The organism is Mesorhizobium sp. M0239, from assembly GCF_040321815.1.
In the GTDB taxonomy this organism is placed as follows: domain Bacteria; phylum Pseudomonadota; class Alphaproteobacteria; order Rhizobiales; family Rhizobiaceae; genus Mesorhizobium.
This window is the reverse complement of record NZ_JAMYSG010000002.1, coordinates 191,742-207,851: the sequence shown is the minus strand read 5'-3', so window position 1 is coordinate 207,851 and position 16,110 is coordinate 191,742. Positions and strand designations below refer to the sequence as shown.

Annotated in this window: 14 protein-coding genes; 4 read left to right on the top strand and 10 right to left on the bottom strand. The window is 62.9% G+C overall.

Annotated elements, in window-relative coordinates:
- Positions 1-8: 8 nt before the first annotated feature.
- The 7 genes from NKI99_RS02635 to NKI99_RS02605 form a co-directional block, all read right to left on the bottom strand.
- Positions 9-230, bottom strand: coding sequence for a twin-arginine translocase TatA/TatE family subunit (locus NKI99_RS02635; RefSeq protein ID WP_023812188.1), 222 nt, complete (start codon positions 228-230; stop codon positions 9-11).
- Positions 231-399: 169 nt separating this feature from the next.
- Entirely contained in the window at positions 400-1,167 is a 768-nt protein-coding gene (gene scpB, locus NKI99_RS02630; protein WP_128304011.1) for an SMC-Scp complex subunit ScpB, read from the bottom strand.
- Positions 1,164-1,964, bottom strand: coding sequence for a segregation and condensation protein A (locus tag NKI99_RS02625; RefSeq protein WP_050596706.1), 801 nt, complete (start codon positions 1,962-1,964; stop codon positions 1,164-1,166). The genes scpB and NKI99_RS02625 overlap by 4 nt, the downstream gene beginning before the upstream one ends.
- Positions 1,965-2,026: 62 nt before the next feature.
- Complete coding sequence (gene nagZ / locus NKI99_RS02620) at positions 2,027-3,046, bottom strand: beta-N-acetylhexosaminidase (protein ID WP_128304010.1); 1,020 nt, start codon at positions 3,044-3,046, stop codon at positions 2,027-2,029.
- A 131-nt stretch (positions 3,047-3,177) separates the two neighbouring features.
- Positions 3,178-6,534 carry an SPOR domain-containing protein gene (locus tag NKI99_RS02615; RefSeq protein WP_352609615.1) on the bottom strand — a complete coding sequence of 1,119 codons (3,357 nt, stop codon included), beginning with the start codon at positions 6,532-6,534 and terminating at the stop codon, positions 3,178-3,180.
- Positions 6,535-6,637: 103 nt separating this feature from the next.
- Positions 6,638-8,395: an arginine--tRNA ligase gene (argS, locus tag NKI99_RS02610; protein ID WP_352609614.1), complete on the bottom strand. Its 1,758-nt coding sequence runs from the start codon at positions 8,393-8,395 to the stop codon at positions 6,638-6,640.
- 75 nt (positions 8,396-8,470) lie between these two features.
- Positions 8,471-9,685, bottom strand: coding sequence for a deoxyguanosinetriphosphate triphosphohydrolase (locus NKI99_RS02605; RefSeq protein ID WP_352609613.1), 1,215 nt, complete (start codon positions 9,683-9,685; stop codon positions 8,471-8,473).
- A 90-nt stretch (positions 9,686-9,775) separates the two neighbouring features.
- Here NKI99_RS02605 and erpA point away from each other — a divergent pair, with 90 nt between their 5' ends.
- From erpA to NKI99_RS02585, 4 genes are all read left to right on the top strand, one after another.
- A complete protein-coding gene (gene erpA / locus NKI99_RS02600; RefSeq protein WP_013531288.1) occupies positions 9,776-10,123 on the top strand; it encodes an iron-sulfur cluster insertion protein ErpA in 348 nt (115 codons plus the stop codon).
- 1 nt (position 10,124) lies between these two features.
- On the top strand, positions 10,125-10,520 hold the full coding sequence (locus NKI99_RS02595) for a VOC family protein (RefSeq protein WP_128304007.1): 396 nt from the start codon (positions 10,125-10,127) through the stop codon (positions 10,518-10,520).
- A 17-nt stretch (positions 10,521-10,537) separates the two neighbouring features.
- Positions 10,538-11,332, top strand: a complete 795-nt coding sequence (gene xth, locus NKI99_RS02590) for an exodeoxyribonuclease III (RefSeq protein WP_352609612.1) — start codon at positions 10,538-10,540, stop codon at positions 11,330-11,332.
- A gap of 89 nt (positions 11,333-11,421) precedes the next feature.
- Complete coding sequence (locus NKI99_RS02585; RefSeq protein WP_352609611.1) at positions 11,422-11,718, top strand: hypothetical protein; 297 nt, start codon at positions 11,422-11,424, stop codon at positions 11,716-11,718.
- 49 nt (positions 11,719-11,767) lie between these two features.
- On the opposite strand, the gene NKI99_RS02580 is transcribed toward NKI99_RS02585, so the two are convergent.
- The 3 genes from NKI99_RS02580 to NKI99_RS02570 all read right to left on the bottom strand — a co-directional run bounded on the left by NKI99_RS02580 (position 11,768) and on the right by NKI99_RS02570 (position 15,867).
- Positions 11,768-12,628 (bottom strand): tetratricopeptide repeat protein, encoded by an 861-nt coding sequence (locus NKI99_RS02580; RefSeq protein WP_031213511.1) that lies wholly within the window; start codon positions 12,626-12,628, stop codon positions 11,768-11,770.
- Positions 12,615-14,339 carry a dihydroxy-acid dehydratase gene (ilvD, locus tag NKI99_RS02575; protein ID WP_352609610.1) on the bottom strand — a complete coding sequence of 575 codons (1,725 nt, stop codon included), beginning with the start codon at positions 14,337-14,339 and terminating at the stop codon, positions 12,615-12,617. The genes NKI99_RS02580 and ilvD overlap by 14 nt, the downstream gene beginning before the upstream one ends.
- 307 nt (positions 14,340-14,646) lie before the next feature.
- Positions 14,647-15,867, bottom strand: a complete 1,221-nt coding sequence (locus NKI99_RS02570) for an OmpP1/FadL family transporter (protein ID WP_128304005.1) — start codon at positions 15,865-15,867, stop codon at positions 14,647-14,649.
- Positions 15,868-16,110: the final 243 nt, after the last annotated feature.

Here is a 16,110-nt window from a genome sequence, read left to right as displayed (position 1 = left end):
CCTTTGGCTCAGCTCTTGCTGGCTTTTTCCTTCGCGGCCGCAACGGTCTCGTCGGCACGGTGTTCGACGGTGCGCTTGTCTTCGGCAACCTCGTCGTCGGCCATGCCCTTCTTGAAGCTCTTGATGCCCTTGGCCATATCGCCCATCAGCTCGGGAATCTTGCCGCGGCCAAACACCAAAAGCACGATCACCAGCACGATCAGCCAATGCCAAATCGAAAATGAACCCATAGCAAATCTCTCTCGAATGTTTTCCCTGGCGATGATCTATGCGTTTTCGCGTTGGGATTCAAACACAACTGCGACAGAGTTTATGAAAGGGTGACGGATGTCACGCATTTTCGACGGGAACGCCCGCTACGAATCCGCGCATCCTCATCAAGTTCGCCGCCAATGCCAGTCAATCTTCCGTGACGCGCGGCGTCAGCAGGCCGAGTTCCTCGAGATCGATATCGGTCAGCGCATCCTCGTCGTCGGTCAATGCGTCGGGATCGGCCGGCGGCTGCGGAATGGAGAAATTCGACGGCATGCGGCCCGAAAGCAGTCCGGCCCCCTTCAGTTCCTCCATGCCAGGAAGATCGCGAATCTCTTCCAGCGCGAAATGGTCGAGGAAGGTCTCCGTCGTGCCGTAGGTCACAGGGCGTCCGGGCGTCTTTCGCCGGCCGCGCATGCGCACCCATTCCGTTTCCAGCAGCGTGTCGAGCGTACCTTTTGAGGTCTCCACGCCCCTGATGTCCTCGATCTCGGCACGCGTCACCGGCTGGTGATAGGCAATGATCGCCAGCACTTCGAGAGCCGCGCGGGAGAGCTTCCTTTGCTGGACGGTATCGCGGCTCATCAGGAAAGCCAGGTCGCCGGCGGTGCGGAACGCCCAGGCGTCGCCCACACGCACCAGATTGACGCCGCGCCGCGCATAGATCTGCTGCAGCTCGGCCATGGCCAGGGCAATGTTGATGCCGTCAGGGAGGCGGGCCGCAAGCTGCTTTTCGCTGACGGGTTCAGCGCTGGCGAACACGATCGCCTCGGCCATGCGCACGGCCTCGGCCAGATGCAGCCGTTCGGCCGGGTTCTGTAGCTGCTGCTCGGCCGGATCCTGGGAAAGCAACTCCTCTTCGGGTTCATCGCCGACCTTGAACGGGACAACCGAAGCGTTGAAGCGTTCGCTCATGATGCCACCTCGACTGCCTTGATTGCCTGCGTGCGGCCGCGCAGGTAGATCGGCGCGAACGTCTGATCCTGCCGCACGTCCATCGTGCCGTCGCGCACCAGCTCCAGCGTGGCCGCAAACGAACTGGCGATCGCCGTGCGCCGCTCCTCGGGACTGGTCATGTATGCGATCAGAAAACTCTCCAGCGCCGTCCAGTCGCTTGCAGCCCCGACCAGGCGGGTCAGGATGTCGCGCGCGTCCTTGAGCGACCAGACACCGCGCCTGGCGATGGTCACATTGTTGATCGCCTGCTTCTGGCGCTGCTGGGCATAGGCGGTCAAGAGATCGTAGAGCGAGGCCGAATATGCGTTACGCTTTTCGACGATGACCATTTCCGGCATGCCGCGCGCAAACACGTCTCGGCCGAGCCGGTTGCGGTTGACCAGACGCGCCGAGGCGTCGCGCATGGCTTCCAGCCGCTTCAGGCGGAACTGCAGCACCGCCGCCAGTTCCTCGCCGCTTTCGCCCTCGTCGCCGGGCTGCTTGGGGATCAGGAGCTTGGACTTGAGGAAGGCCAGCCACGCCGCCATCACCAGATAGTCGGCGGCAAGCTCCAGCCTGAGCGCCCTCGCCGTCTCGACAAAGGTCAGATATTGCTCGACCAGCGCCAGGATCGAAATGCGAGCCAGATCGACCTTCTGGGTGCGGGCAAGATGCAGCAGAAGATCGAGCGGACCTTCGAAGCCGGCCACGTCGACGACCAGCGACGGGTCGCCGGTAACGCGTGAATCGTCATTCTCGGCCCACAGACGGTCCATCGGTGCGGCCTTCGCGGCCTTGCTTTCCAATGTTTCCGCCACTGCCTGTCGCTTTCCCTTTGCTATGCCACCGCATCGAAGTAGGTGGCGAATTCGGCACGTATTTCGGTTTCTTCAACCGTGTCACGGTTCTTTATATAGGTCAGCGCCCGCTTTGCGCGCTCCAGCGACGTGCCCTCAAGCCCCATGGTGCGCGATGCGATGCCGGCCATCTCCTCAAAAACGCCGTTGCAGTGAAGGACCAGATCGCAGCCCGCCGCAAGGATCGAGGCCGCCTTTGTCGGGAAATCCCCAGAAAGTGCCTTCATCGAGGTGTCGTCGCTCATCAGCAGTCCGTCGAAGCCGATTTCGCGCCGGATGATCTCGTCGATGACCTTGCCGGAGGTGGTCGCCGGATTGTTGGGGTCGATCGCGCTGTAGACGACATGGGCTGTCATCGCCATCGGCAGATGGCTAAGCTCCTTGAACGGGGCGAAATCATGCCGCTGCAGATCGCTGAGCGAGGCATTGACCACCGGCAGTTCGAAATGCGTGTCGGCAAAGGCACGTCCATGACCCGGAATATGCTTCATGACCGGCAGCACGCCGCCCGACATCAGCCCTTCCGCGGCTGCGCGGCCGAGCTCGATCACCGGTCGCGGATCCTTGCCATAGGCCCGCGCGCCGATGACATCGCTGGCGCCTTCGATCGGCACATCGAGCACCGGCAGGCAATCGGCTGTGATGCCGTAGCGCAGCAGGTCGAAGGCATGCAGCCGCGCCATCAGCCAGGCCGCTCGGGCGCCGGCATCATGATCGTCGCGCCACAGCGCGCCGAGCGCGCCGCCGGCGGGATAGTTCGGTGCCAGCGGCGGTCGCAAGCGCTGCACGCGGCCGCCTTCCTGATCGATGAACACCAGCGCGTCCGGACGCCCTAGGCAGTCCCGCATCTCGGCGACCAGATCGCGGATCTGTTCGGTCTCGCCAATGTTGCGCGCAAACAGGATGAAGGCCCACGGGCATTCATTGCGATAGAAATTGATTTCTTCGCGGGTAAGCGATTTCCCGGCACAGCCGAGGATCATGGATTTTGATTCGGTCATGTCGGCAGTTTAGGGCTTTGTGCGATCAAAGGGAATCGCCAGGGATTCATCCGGGACAATGCCGGATCTGCTTTCCCCATGAAAAAGCCGGCGCGGTGGACCGCGCCGGCTTTTGATGGTTGGCTCCGGCTTTAGCGCGAGACGAAGCAGTTGCCGCCGGCGGCCTTGTAACTGGTGCACAAACTGATCGCGTCATTGCGTGACTGGGCCGGAACGCGCACGCGGTAGAACGTGCCTTTGCCGGCGATCTCGGCCTTGACGATGTTGGCGGTACGCCCGGCAAGCACGCTGCCATAGCGGCGCTGCAGATCCTGATAGCTGGACTGGGCGCTTTCGACGGTCGGCTGCGAGGCGATCTGCATCGACCACGAGCCACCGCCGGCCGCGGTCGATGCCGGATCTATGGACGCAACCTGATCGGGCTTGACCTCGCCGACAACATCGACCGGCTGGTCGGACGGACGCTGCGGCGCGAGCGGAACCTTTGCCGGCGTGTTCGCCGATTGGGCCTCGGCTTTCGGCTTGGCGACCGGCTTGAGGGCCGGCTCGTCGTCCGCCTGGGCGGCGGCAGGCGCCACGGTGCCGGTCTGGTCCGCATCGGCTTGCGCCGCCGGGGCGACATGCTGCGGCGCCGGATCGACCGGCTCGGTAGCGGCCATTTGCGGAGCGGCGGGCGCTGCCGGATCTTCACGCGGCACCAGCGAACCGTCCGACTTGACCACCATGGTCCTCACCTTGCGCGGCGCAACGGCGACGACATCGGCATTGGTGCCCTTGTCGGCATCCTGCAGCACCTGCGCGATGCGATCCTCGGACTTGGGCGCCGGCGCAGTGCTATCGGCAGAAGCGTTGTCGGCCGAAGCGGCGCCGGACATCGGCGCGGCATTGCCGACATCGGTTCCAGCGGCGGCTGCATTCTGGTCCGGCGAAAGATCGATGGCGCGGGCCGGGTCCTTCGCCTGCACGTCAACCGGCTCTTCGACGTTGGTGACCAGCTTTTCCTGGACCGGCTCGGCTGGCTTTGCGCCCCTGACCGCGTCGTAGACCTTGTTGTCCTGGTTGGGCACCACGGCGCCGCCCGGATTCTCCGGCTTAACCTTGATCGGCGCGTTGTCGGCCTTGACGATGACAGGCGCTTCGCTGCCGCCCTTGCCGCCAAAGGACAGCGCAAAGGCACCGAGACCGCCCGCGACGGCGACCGCGCCGACAATCGCGGCGATGAACAGGCCGCGTCCGCGCGACGGCCTCGCGGCCTCACGCTCGCCGAGCCCCGGGACAGCCATAGCCTCGTCGAGTTCGGGATCGTAGTCGAGTTCATCGACGGTGAAATCATCGGCTTGGGAAACCGGCTGGCTCCCTGGCAGACTGTCAAGGTCGAAACCAGAGGCGTCGGCATAACCCGTGGGCGCCGCCGCGCGGGCGGACATGTCCATCGGCCGCGCGGCATAGGTCCGCGCTTCCGGCTCATAGCCCGGCTTGATCCCATCATAGCCCGGCTTGACCCCGTCATATGCCGGCTTGAGGCTGTCATAGCCCGGCTTGAAGCCCGCGGCATAGGAGTCATCATCGTAAGACGCGCCGGCCAAATTGCCTGTGGGAGCGGCAGCGACCTCCACCGCGTTCATCTCGGAGAGAAGGCTGGAGAACTCCGCATCGAGATCGTCGTAGCCAGGCGACGCTGGCTGGTCTTCCTCGAAGTGCAGTTCGGGAATATCGAGATCGTCCGCCAGCGCGACGACACGCTCGGGTACATCGACCGTTTCGACGTCGGGCATGTCTTCGTAATGCGCCGGCTGGCGCGATTGCGGCGCCGATACCGGGGCAGCGGGAGCCACGGCCTCGACCGGCTCGGACGAACGGTAGGATGTCATGGCGGCGACTGCCGGCCCGGCGGCCACGGATGCCACCGAAGCGGCCGGCTGAGCACCAAACGCAGGCTGAGCGCTGAATGACGGCTGCTGCGGAACCGGCGTCACGCGGCTCCACGAACGCGGCGGCTCTGCCGGTTGGGAACGCTCCGCAAGCCAATCGAGAGAATCCGCCGAATTGTCCCGGTCAGCGGCTTCGTCACGCGGATCAAGATCCTTGGGCAAAGCCGCGTCGAACGCATCATCGTCGAAATCGACATCGCCAACCGTGTTCCAGGTCGTATCCTGGAGTTCATCAAGCATAAGGTCGTCAATATCCGCATCGGCCGCTTGGGCCGTGCCAACATGCCGGTCCTGCTCAGGCGCGGGTTCGTCAAGATCCCAGTCGAGGTCGCCGACAAGGTCGGCCGGTTCCTCGGCGGGCTCGGCAACAGGCGGCAGGGCAGCGACAGCCGGCTGAGCCGTGACGGGCTCACTGGCCACCGGCACTGTGCGCGCCGTCATGGCACCCAGCAGCGCATTCAACTCGTCTTCCAGGCTCCGTTCGTCCGCGGTCGGGGCATGCACCGCGGCTGCGATGTAGGCTTCCGGCGCCGCCGGCTGGGCGGCAACGGCGGCAACCTCTGTGACCGGCTCTTCGACCGTTTCGGCAAACGCGTCGTCCAAATTCAGGTCAAAAGCATCGTCCGGCACGCTCTCAGGGCTGGGAAGCTCGCCCTTCGCGTCAGCGACATCGGCAAACGCATCATGCGTTGGCGGCTCGTCGAAGGCATTCGGCTCATCCGCGCGAACGTCGAAATCCATGTCGACATCAGCCATGGCGTCGTCGAAATGGCCGGCAAAGCTTTCATCGGAGATTGCATGGCCGTCACGCGCCGCCGCTTGCTCCGGCATGGGATACTCGACGGGCTCGGCGACCACGAATGACTGTTCGGCCGCCGAATGGTCGTCGAGCACCAGCTCGTCTTCAAGCGAGACTGCCACCGCATCGTCGAATTCGTCATCTGAGGCAACTGGCTCGACAGAAGCGTGCGTGTCGGCAACGGCGTATTGGGCCTCTTCGGCTTCCTCATCGATCCGGAGGTCCTGGTCGAGCGAAGTGGCAAGCTCGTCCGCCATCGACTGATCGTCCTCGAAGGGGGAGACGTCCTCAAGCGAACCGGCGACGGCATCGTCAAAATCAGACGCGAAAGCCGGCTCGACGGACGGCGCGGCTTCAGCTGCGACCGCATGGCTGGTGCCGGCGACGTGGCCGTCGATCTCAGCCATGTCCAGTTGGAAATCGTCGTCGAGCGACACCGAAAGCTCGTCGTCCATCGCGCTGGCGTCAGCCGCTTGGAATGCCGGCTCATGCTCGAAGGTCGGCTCATGAGCCCGGACAACCGGAGCGGCGTCGCTGTCGTCAGCGCCGAACTCGCCCATCATTTCTTTCTCGAGATCGATATCGAAATCGCCCTCTTCGAGCCCGCGATCGGCGGCTGGGGCCTGCGGCTGGGCGGGCGATTGCGGCCTGACCGGCTGGCGCGGGTCGAATCCCATGATCCTGGTCAGTTCCGCGAACGGATCATCGTCAGCGATGTCGTTGTTGTCGGCTACTCTCAGCTGGGTTCTGTCTGCCATTATTGTTCCCGAACTCGCACTCATTCGGACGCCATGGACGTCGCGTAGGGTTGGCCCTTACCAGCGCAATGTGGGCAAAAGGTGACAGGTTATTTAGTCAAACCTAACGCATTTCGGTGGGCGCGGCGGCCCCGATCAACGTCAGGCCGGACGTCAAAACGTCCGAAACAGCCTGCACCAGCCCTAGTCTGGCATGCGTCAATTGTCGGTCGTTAACCTTAACAAAACGTAAGTCCGGATTATCCGTGCCACGGTTCCAGTGTCCGTGGAAGCTGGAAGCCAGATCATAGAGGTAAAATGCCAGCCGATGCGGCTCGAGCGCAAGGGCGGCGGACTCGATCAGCCGCGGGTATTCGGCGAGCTTGCGGATCAGGCCGATCTCGCCCTCATCGGTCAGCAATGCCGCGGCCGACGCCAGGCTGTTGCGGTCGAAATTGGCTTCGCCCAGTTGCTCGCTCGCCTGCCGGAACACCGAATGACAGCGCGCCGAGGCGTACTGGACATAGAACACCGGATTGTCCTTGGACTGCTCGGTCACCTTGACGAAATCGAAATCCAGCGGCGCATCGTTCTTGCGGTAGAGCATCATGAAGCGGATCGCGTCGCGGCCGACCTCCTCCACCACTTCGCGCAGCGTCACGAAATCGCCCGACCGCTTCGACATGCGCACCGGTTCGCCCTCGCGAAACAGCTTGACCAGATTGCACAGCAGGACAGTGAGCTTCACCTCGTCGCCGGCAATCGCCCGCGCCAAGGCCTCCAGCCGCTTTACGTAGCCGCCATGGTCGGCGCCGAGCACATAGATCAGGTCGACGAAGCCGCGATCGACCTTGTCCTTGAGATAGGCGACGTCGGCGGCGAAATAGGTGAACGAGCCATCGGACTTGACCAGCGCCCGGTCCATGTCGTCGCCGACCGCGGTCGAGCGGAACAGCGTCTGCTCGCGATCCTCCCAATCGTCTGGCTTCTCGCCCTTGGGCGGCGGCAGCTTGCCCTTGTAGATATGGCCCTTCAGCGTCAGATCGTTGATCGCCGAGCGGATCTTTCTGGCATTGTCGGCATGCAGCGTGCGCTCGGAGAAGAACACGTCGTGATGCACGTTGAGCATCGCCAGGTCCTCGCGGATCATCGCCATCATCGCATCGATGGTGCGATCCTTGACGATGGCGAGCGCCTCGTCATCAGGCATCTGCAGAAGCGAGCGGCCGAATTCCGCGACCAGCGCCTGGCCGACGGGCACCAGGTAATCGCCGGGATAGAGACCGGCGGGTATTTCGCCGATATCGTCGCCCAGCGCTTCGCGGTAGCGCAGGAATGCGGAACGGCCGAGCACGTCGATCTGCGAGCCGGCATCGTTGATGACATATTCCTTGGTCACGTCGTAGCCGGCGAAGGCCATCAGATTGGCAAGCGCGTCGCCGACGACAGCACCCCGGCAATGGCCGACATGCATCGGCCCGGTCGGATTGGCCGAGACATATTCGACATTGGTCTTCCTGCCGCCGCCAACCGTCGAGCGGCCATAGTTGCGGCCCTCGCCGAGCAGTGCGGTCAGATGTGTCTGCCAGAAGCCGTCCTTGAGCCTGAGATTGACGAAACCGGGCCCTGCCACTTCCGTCGCCGCGACATCCTTGTCGTCACGCAGCGCCTGCGCCAGTCTTTCGGCCAGCGCGCGCGGGTTCTGGCCGGTCGGCTTGGCCAGCACCATCGCCGCATTGGTCGCCAGGTCGCCGTGGCTGGCGTCGCGCGGCGGCTCGACGGCAATGCGCGACAGGTCAGCCGAAACGCCGTCTTTGTCTTTCAGATCAAGCGCTTCGACGGCTTTTATGATTCGCGCGGTGAAATCGGCGAAGATGTTCATTTGTGTGACTCTGGGGTCTGGCTCTGGCGGCTTTGCAGCGAATCCGGCTCGTTGGCCGGCAAAATCGAGCCCGCCCTAGCCCAATTCAGGCGTATGGTCAAACAAACGCCGGTGTTCCTTGAGCGCGTAGGTGTCGGTCATACCCGCCAGGAAGTCGGCGACGCTGCGCGCCTTGATGCGGTCGTCGGCCCGATCCAGCCCCTCGCGCCAGCCATCCGGCATGGCGCGCGGATCGGCGAAATAGGCGTCGAACAGATTTTTGACGATCTGCTCGGCGTCCGCGCGCACCCGCATAACCTCCGCATGCCGGTAGAGGTGCTTGTACAGGAAGGCCTTCAGTTCTTTCTCCAAGGCAGCCATTTCGGCCGAGAAAACCACCATCGTCTCGCCAGCTGCCCTCACTGTATCGGCGCTCCGCGGCCTGATGCGATCGAGATTGGCGGTCGTCGACTTGATCACGTCCTCGACCATGGCGGTTATCTGCCGCCGCATCAGCTCGTGGCCGGTGCGCACATCATCGAGGGAGGGATAGCGTGAGCGAACGCCTTTCAGGATCGTTCCCGGCAGCGAAACCGTCTCCAGCATGTCCAGTGTCAGTAGCCCTGCCCTCAAACCGTCATCGATGTCATGCGTGTTGTAGGCTATATCGTCGGCGATCGCCGCGCATTGCGCCTCGATGCCGGCGAACCGGTCGAGTTCGAGATCGTGCAGTTCAGAGTAATCACGGATCGCCTGCGGCACCGGCCCTTTCAGACCCTTGCCGTTGGCGTCCGTCAGCGGCCCATTGTGCTTGACCAGGCCTTCCAGCGTTTCCCAGGTCAGGTTGAGCCCATCGAACTCGGCGTAGCGCGCCTCCAGCCTCGTCACGATGCGCAGCGATTGCGCGTTGTGGTCGAAGCCGCCCCAGGCGGCCATCTTCTCGTTCAGTGCGTCCTCGCCGGTGTGGCCGAAGGGCGTGTGGCCGAAATCATGCACCAGCGCCACCGCCTCAGCGAGATCCTCGTCGCCGCGCAGCGCCCGTGCCAAGGCGCGCGCGATCTGCGCCACTTCGATCGAATGGGTCAGCCGGGTGCGATAGTGGTCGCCTTCATGCGCGATGAAGACCTGCGTCTTGTGCTTCAGGCGCCGGAAGGCCGTCGAATGGATGATGCGGTCACGGTCACGCTGGAATGGCGTGCGGGTCGGGCTTTCCACCTCGTCGAACAGCCGTCCGCGCGACTTTGCCGGGTCGCAGGCATAGGCGGCGCGCGGCCGATAGCCGAATCCGATGTCGCCCAACTCATTGGTCATGGCTGATGCTGCCGCGTTTGACTTAGCCAGGTTGACTTGGCCCCTCGCGCTTCATACCTATCATGTGAAACCGAAAGCAAGGTGACGCCCATGGGCGCTGATGCCAAGACTGCCATGAAAGTCGATATGACCGAGGCCGCCGCCAAGCGGATCGCCAGGATTGTCTCGAACGAGGCCGGCAAGACGGCGCTGCGCGTGTCGGTCGAAGGCGGCGGCTGCTCGGGCTTCTCCTACAAGTTCGATCTGGTCGATACGCGCAATGACGACGACGTCGCCATCGAGAAGGACGGTGCCACCGTGCTGATCGACGATCTGTCGCTGGTCTATATGGGCGGCTCTGTGATCGATTTCGTCGACGATCTGATGGGCCAGTCGTTCCAGATCCGCAATCCGAACGCCGTCGCCTCCTGCGGCTGCGGCACGAGTTTCTCCATATAGAATGCCTGCTATCGGTGCGGTCCGTCAGATCGCGCTGTCGGCTGGCCGTGATCTCGACGCCACGCTGGCTTTCTGGCGCGACGTGCTCGGCATGGCGGTTCATGCGCGCTTCGACCCGCCGGGCATCGCCTTCATCATGGCCGGCGATATCAGGCTGCTGTTCACCGACGGCATACCGGCCGGAACCGTCTATCTCGACATATCGGGCCTCGATGACTTCCATGCCTCTGCGGTCGCGGCAGGCGTACCCTTCACCGCGCCGCCAACACTTGTCCATCGCGACACAGAGGGCCAGTTCGGTCCAGCGGGGGAAAGCGAATGGATGGCCTTCCTAAAGGACCCGGCTGGCAATACGATTGGCCTCGTCGAACGCCATCCGCCGCAAGAATCCAACTGAACAGCATCGAGACCGCCATGAAAATCGTCACCTGGAACATCAACGGTGTCCGCGCCCGCATTGGCAACCTCACCCATTGGCTGACCGAGAGCGCACCCGACATCGTCTGCCTGCAGGAGATCAAGTCGGTCGACGAGCAATTCCCGCGCGCCGAGATCGAGGCGCTTGGCTACAATGTCGAAACCCACGGCCAAAAGGGTTTCAACGGCGTCGCCCTGCTGTCGAAGCTGCGCTTCGACGAGGTGATCCGAGGCCTGCCCGGCGACGATGCCGATGAACAGGCGCGTTTCATCGAAGGGGTTTTCTCGACTGACGAGGGCGCGCTGCGCGTCGCCTCGCTCTATCTGCCGAACGGCAATCCGATCGATGACGAGAAGAAGTTTCCTTACAAGCTGTCCTGGATGGCGCGGCTGGAGCGCTGGGCCGAAGAACGGCTGAGACTGGAGGAGGCTCTGGTGCTCGCCGGCGACTACAACGTGATTCCCGAGCGGATCGACGCGCGGTTTCCGGAGAACTGGCTGGGCGACGCGCTGTTCCAGCCGCAGACGCGACAATCCTTCCGGCGGCTGCTCAACCTTGGTTTCACCGAGGCGGTGCGCGCGGTCACCGACGCACCCGACACCTACACATTCTGGGACTATCAAGCCGGCGCGTGGCAGAAGAACAACGGCATCCGCATCGACCACCTGCTCTTGTCGCCGGAAGCCGCCAACCGGTTTTCTTCCGCGTCGATCGAAAAGCACGTGCGCGCCTGGGAAAAACCGTCCGATCACGTGCCGGTGGCGATCGATCTCGCACTTCAGCCGGCCTGAGAGAACCCTCGCCGGGCACGTCTGCGCTGGACCTCATATCGCCACATTTCGCGCCGCTCATTGCGGGCCAGCATGGCGGCTGGGGTTCCATGAGCACACGATTTCATCTTTGTCCGATCGGCCTGGCATTTGCCATGGCCGCTCCCGGTGCGGCATTTGCCGACCAGGAATGCCTGGCCAATGGAAAATCCTACCAGCTTGGCCAGGTCGCCTGCCTGACGCTTGCCGACCGGAGCCATCTGGCTCGCTGCGACATGGTGCTCAACAACACATCGTGGACGAAGATCGGGGATAGCTGCCCGGAAAACACGCTGGCGCCACCCCATGTCACGCCGATCTCGACGCCGGCGCCCAGCATGGTGCCGACGGAGCCGATCGAGAACTGATCACGATCGAAAATCGAGTGCTGCTGGTGAAGCTGACGCGGCCGCGAGATTACTGATCCGCGTTGTTGCCCTTGGTGAGGATATCATCGGCCAGCGAGATGGCGGTGCGGCGGTCGGCCTCGCCGGCGGTGGCAAATGCCTCTTCCTGCATGCCGCGGATCCAGGGCTGGTCAGCCGGCGAAGCGCGTTCGAGCGCTGCCGTCATCATCGCCAGGCCACGAACGATCTTGCCGCTCTGGAACAACAAATGGCCCAGTGTCGCCTGTGCGCCGGCATGGCCTTTCTCGGCGGCGAGTTGGAACCAGCGCCCGGCCTGCTTGACGCTGGCCTTCACGCCGCCCTCGCCCTTCAGGAACATCTGCCCCATTTCGAACTGCGCGTTCGGATTGCGGTAGTTGGCGGCGGCGCGCATGTAATATTCCTGGGCCGCCACCTCGTTCTCGGCGACCGGGCTGCCGGGAATGCCCGTGCGCAAATAGTCGCCAAGCGCCACCAGCGCGTCGGAGACATAGCTTTCCTCAGGCGAGCCGGGCTCGACGTCCTGATCGACGATCTCGGAGAAGAACTTGAACGCCTCGTAGTCGTCACGCGCCACGCCGTCGCCCTCGGCATACATGCGGGCAAGCTTCCAGGTGGCGCCGATCTGGCCGTTTTCGGCGGCGTATTTGTAGGCCTCGGCAGCCTGTTCCTTGTGGCCGTTCTTGTAGGCGGAGAAGCCGAACTGGAAGACCGCCCATGGGCTGGATTGCGGCTTCACCCCGGTCTTGTCGTCGAACACCTTGTCGTCGAAGGCCATGGCCTGGCCCACGGCGCCAAAGGTCGCGCCAAAAGTGGCGATCACGACCAGTGCCGAAAAGACAGACGACCTCAACAACTCTGGTGTTGACTTCAACAACTCAGATGTCCGCATGACAGTGTGTTTCTTTCGCACCGCCCGGATGAGTCACCGCGCCATCGCGCGCCGGCCCTACCGTCTGTGCATATTTCCATATCGCGCCCGACTGATAATCGGTCGCGCGCGCCTTCCATGTCTTTGCCCTCGCCGCCAGTTCGCTATCGGACAACGCCACGTCGATCGTGCCGTTCACCGCGTCGATCGAGATCACGTCACCATCCCTGAGCAGTCCGATCGGGCCGCCTACGGCTGCTTCGGGGCCGACATGGCCGATGCAGAAACCGCGCGTCGCGCCCGAGAAGCGCCCGTCGGTGATCAGCGCCACCTTGCCGCCCATGCCCTGGCCGTAAAGTGCTGCCGTCGTCGACAGCATCTCGCGCATGCCGGGGCCGCCGCGCGGCCCCTCGTAGCGGATGACGAGAACTTCGCCTTCCCTGTAGTTGCGCTGCGTCACCGCCTCGAAACATTCCTCTTCCGAATCGAAGCAGCGTGCCGGGCCGGAGAACTTCAACTCCGCCATGCCCGCGACCTTCACGATCGCGCCTTCGGGGGCAAGGTTTCCCTTCAAGCCCACGACACCGCCGGTTTGGGTAATGGGTGTGTTGGCCGGGCGGACCACGTCCTGATGCTCATTCCAGACAACGTGCTGCATGTTTTCGGCCAAAGTGCGGCCAGTCACGGTCATGCAGTCGCCATGCAGATAGCCGTGGTCGAGCAGCGTCTTCATCAGCAGCGGAATGCCGCCGGCCTCGAACATGTCCTTGGCGACATATTTGCCGCCCGGCTTGAGGTCGGCGATGTAAGGCGTCTTCTCGAAGATCTTGGCCACGTCGAACAGGTCGAACTTGATGCCGGCCTCGTGGGCGATCGCCGGCAGATGCAGTGCCGCGTTGGTCGAACCGCCGGTGGCCGAGACCACGGTCGCCGCATTCTCCAGCGCCTTCAGCGTGACGATGTCGCGCGGCCGGATATTTCTGGCGATCAGCTCCATGATCTTTTCGCCGGAGGCGAAATTGAACCGGTCGCGCATTTCGTAAGGGGCAGGCGCGCCGCAGGAGTAGGGCAGCGCCAGGCCGATCGCCTCGGCGACGGTGGCCATGGTGTTGGCGGTGAACTGGGCGCCGCAGGAACCGGCCGAGGGACACGCGACCTGCTCGATCTCAAGCAGTTCGTCGTCGCTGATCGTGCCGACCGAGTGCTGGCCGACCGCCTCGAAAACATCCTGCACGGTGATCTGGCGGCCGCGATAGCTGCCGGGCAGGATCGAACCGCCATAGATGAAGATCGACGGCACGTTGAGCCGCACCATGGCCATCATCATGCCGGGCAGCGACTTGTCGCAGCCGGCCAGCCCGACCAGCGCGTCGTAGCAATGGCCGCGCATGGTGAGTTCGACCGAATCGGCGATGACCTCGCGCGACACCAGCGATGACTTCATGCCCTGGTGACCCATGGCGATGCCGTCGGTGACGGTGATGGTGCAGAATTCGCGCGGCGTGCCGCTGGCCGCAGCGACGCCCTTCTTGACCACCTGCGCCTGGCGCATCAGCGAGATGTTGCAGGGCGCCGCCTCGTTCCAGCAGGAGGCGACCCCGACCAGCGGCTGCGCAATCTCGGCCGCCGACAAACCCATCGCATAGAGATAGGAACGATGCGGCGCACGCGCCGGACCGACGGTCACATGGCGGCTGGGGAGCTTAGCCTTGGAGATGACTTTGGCGTCCATACTCTTCCTTGCCCCATCTTCCCTGCAAATGGGGCGGAGCGGCCTGCCCCCTCGCCGAGCCTTTTGGCGCGTGTCCCGAGACAAGATCGAGGTGCGCCGGGTTTATGGCGGGAAATGGGCAATTTCCTCAGCCCGGCTTCCAGCGCAGGGGTTGTTCAGAAAGTGTTGCCAAAACGTCACAATCGCACGGGGCGAAAGAGGTGCGGCTAATATGCAACGCAGCTTGGATACGGGGCGCACGGGCGATGCCGGCTCAAACGAAAAAGGCCGAGCAACGCCCGGCCTTTTGCTTAGAATTTTCAGTTGCTTAGAACTTGATCTTGATACCGCCGGAAATTGCCGTGACCAGATCGTTGCCGAAGTCATAGCTGTCATCGGTGCCCGCGATATAGCCGTTCTCGCCAGCCAACTCCCCTGAATGGCCGCTGGTCAGCACACCGACCGCACCTGCCAGACGAACCTCGATATTCGGCCTGGGCGTATAGGCAACGCCACCACCCAGCGTCCAGGTATCGGTCTGTGCACCATAGCCATGCGACGTGCCACGATCCCAGGAAAGCTGCCCAGCGGCACTCCACTGATCATTGAACTTGTGACCGATACCGCCCGTGACAGTCCAGCCATCACGATACATCAGGTCGAGTGAAGTTAGTTGGCCCAGACCATTCGTGACGCAGAATGAGGAGGGTGTACCCTGGGCACAGATCGGAACGCTTTGCAGGACGCTCCAATTGACCCACTTGATCGAACCGAAAGCGAGCCAGCCAGGTGCGATGCCCGACTGCAGTTTCAATTCGAGCGAATCCGGCATTGACTCCGTCGCACCATAAATCGGTACAGAGACGACGCCGCCGATGTTCAGAGTACCAGAGATATTGTCGAGCTTCACTTGCGAATTGTAGACAAGGCTGGCGCGCAGCGCGATATCTGGAATTTCATAAGCGACGCCCGCACGCCAGCCCCAGCCATCGGCCTCCAGATCGACACGACCGACCATCGTGCCGAAGCCAATATCTGTGTAGTTCTCCTTGAAGCCATAGATCTTCTGGTAGAAAACACCGCCTATGAACCGAAGCTGGCCTTTGCCGGCGTCCATCTTGTAGGAGCAGGTAGCCGCGTAGTTGTCGCTCTTGATGTCGGTTTCGATATTCGAAAACGCGCCGTTCCACGCATTTCCCGGCGCGGTATGTGCACCCCAGGGCTGCGAATAATCGACCATGCAATCCACGCCTTGCACGACCTGGACCTTGGCTCCAATGCGTGGAACCCAATAGCCCTCGGCTCCGTCGGCCGAGGTGCCCAAACCGAGATCGGCTCCGCCCGGGCCGCGCGCATTCTTGTACTTGCGGTCCGGCATCACATAGGTCGCTTCCGCTTCGGTCGCGAACGGAGCCGGATCAAACAACAGGTCGATATCGTAGCCAGCACGCTCCAGGCCGCCGGCATGTGCCGGGTTCATCGCCGTCCCGATCAAAGCCAGCGAAAAGCAGCCCGCCCCAAGCAGCGCTTTCAGTCGCAGAATAGTCATGAAATGTCCTCCCCGAATTCGAGTGCATCAAGCTAGAACCAATTCGGGTTAACGGTGCAACAACGAATTCAAGAGCGTACATGTACACATTCGCCAGGCGCATTTTCGAGGAAATGCAACCGGATGCGGCAAGGCCGAAAACGGTCCGTGATGGCGGATCTGCTTCCAAAAAACAGAGGAAACCCATCCAAAAAGGTTCGAAAACAGCGTTTTTTGCGGTCCGGGAGCCCCATTGTTACATTA

What these genes read in the sequence shown, in the direction of transcription:
- ilvD (WP_352609610.1), bottom strand. Translation starts at nt 14,339, where the DNA reads ATGGACGCCAAAGTCATCTCCAAGGCTAAGCTCCCCAGCCGCCATGTG.
- NKI99_RS02570 (WP_128304005.1), bottom strand. Translation starts at nt 15,867, where the DNA reads ATGACTATTCTGCGACTGAAAGCGCTGCTTGGGGCGGGCTGCTTTTCG.
- scpB (WP_128304011.1), bottom strand. Translation starts at nt 1,167, where the DNA reads ATGAGCGAACGCTTCAACGCTTCGGTTGTCCCGTTCAAGGTCGGCGAT.
- NKI99_RS02580 (WP_031213511.1), bottom strand. Translation starts at nt 12,628, where the DNA reads ATGCGGACATCTGAGTTGTTGAAGTCAACACCAGAGTTGTTGAGGTCG.
- NKI99_RS02615 (WP_352609615.1), bottom strand. Translation starts at nt 6,534, where the DNA reads ATGGCAGACAGAACCCAGCTGAGAGTAGCCGACAACAACGACATCGCT.
- xth (WP_352609612.1), top strand. Translation starts at nt 10,538, where the DNA reads ATGAAAATCGTCACCTGGAACATCAACGGTGTCCGCGCCCGCATTGGC.
- NKI99_RS02625 (WP_050596706.1), bottom strand. Translation starts at nt 1,964, where the DNA reads ATGGACCGTCTGTGGGCCGAGAATGACGATTCACGCGTTACCGGCGAC.
- erpA (WP_013531288.1), top strand. Translation starts at nt 9,776, where the DNA reads ATGGGCGCTGATGCCAAGACTGCCATGAAAGTCGATATGACCGAGGCC.
- NKI99_RS02595 (WP_128304007.1), top strand. Translation starts at nt 10,125, where the DNA reads ATGCCTGCTATCGGTGCGGTCCGTCAGATCGCGCTGTCGGCTGGCCGT.
- nagZ (WP_128304010.1), bottom strand. Translation starts at nt 3,046, where the DNA reads ATGACCGAATCAAAATCCATGATCCTCGGCTGTGCCGGGAAATCGCTT.
- NKI99_RS02635 (WP_023812188.1), bottom strand. Translation starts at nt 230, where the DNA reads ATGGGTTCATTTTCGATTTGGCATTGGCTGATCGTGCTGGTGATCGTG.
- argS (WP_352609614.1), bottom strand. Translation starts at nt 8,395, where the DNA reads ATGAACATCTTCGCCGATTTCACCGCGCGAATCATAAAAGCCGTCGAA.
- NKI99_RS02605 (WP_352609613.1), bottom strand. Translation starts at nt 9,685, where the DNA reads ATGACCAATGAGTTGGGCGACATCGGATTCGGCTATCGGCCGCGCGCC.
- NKI99_RS02585 (WP_352609611.1), top strand. Translation starts at nt 11,422, where the DNA reads ATGAGCACACGATTTCATCTTTGTCCGATCGGCCTGGCATTTGCCATG.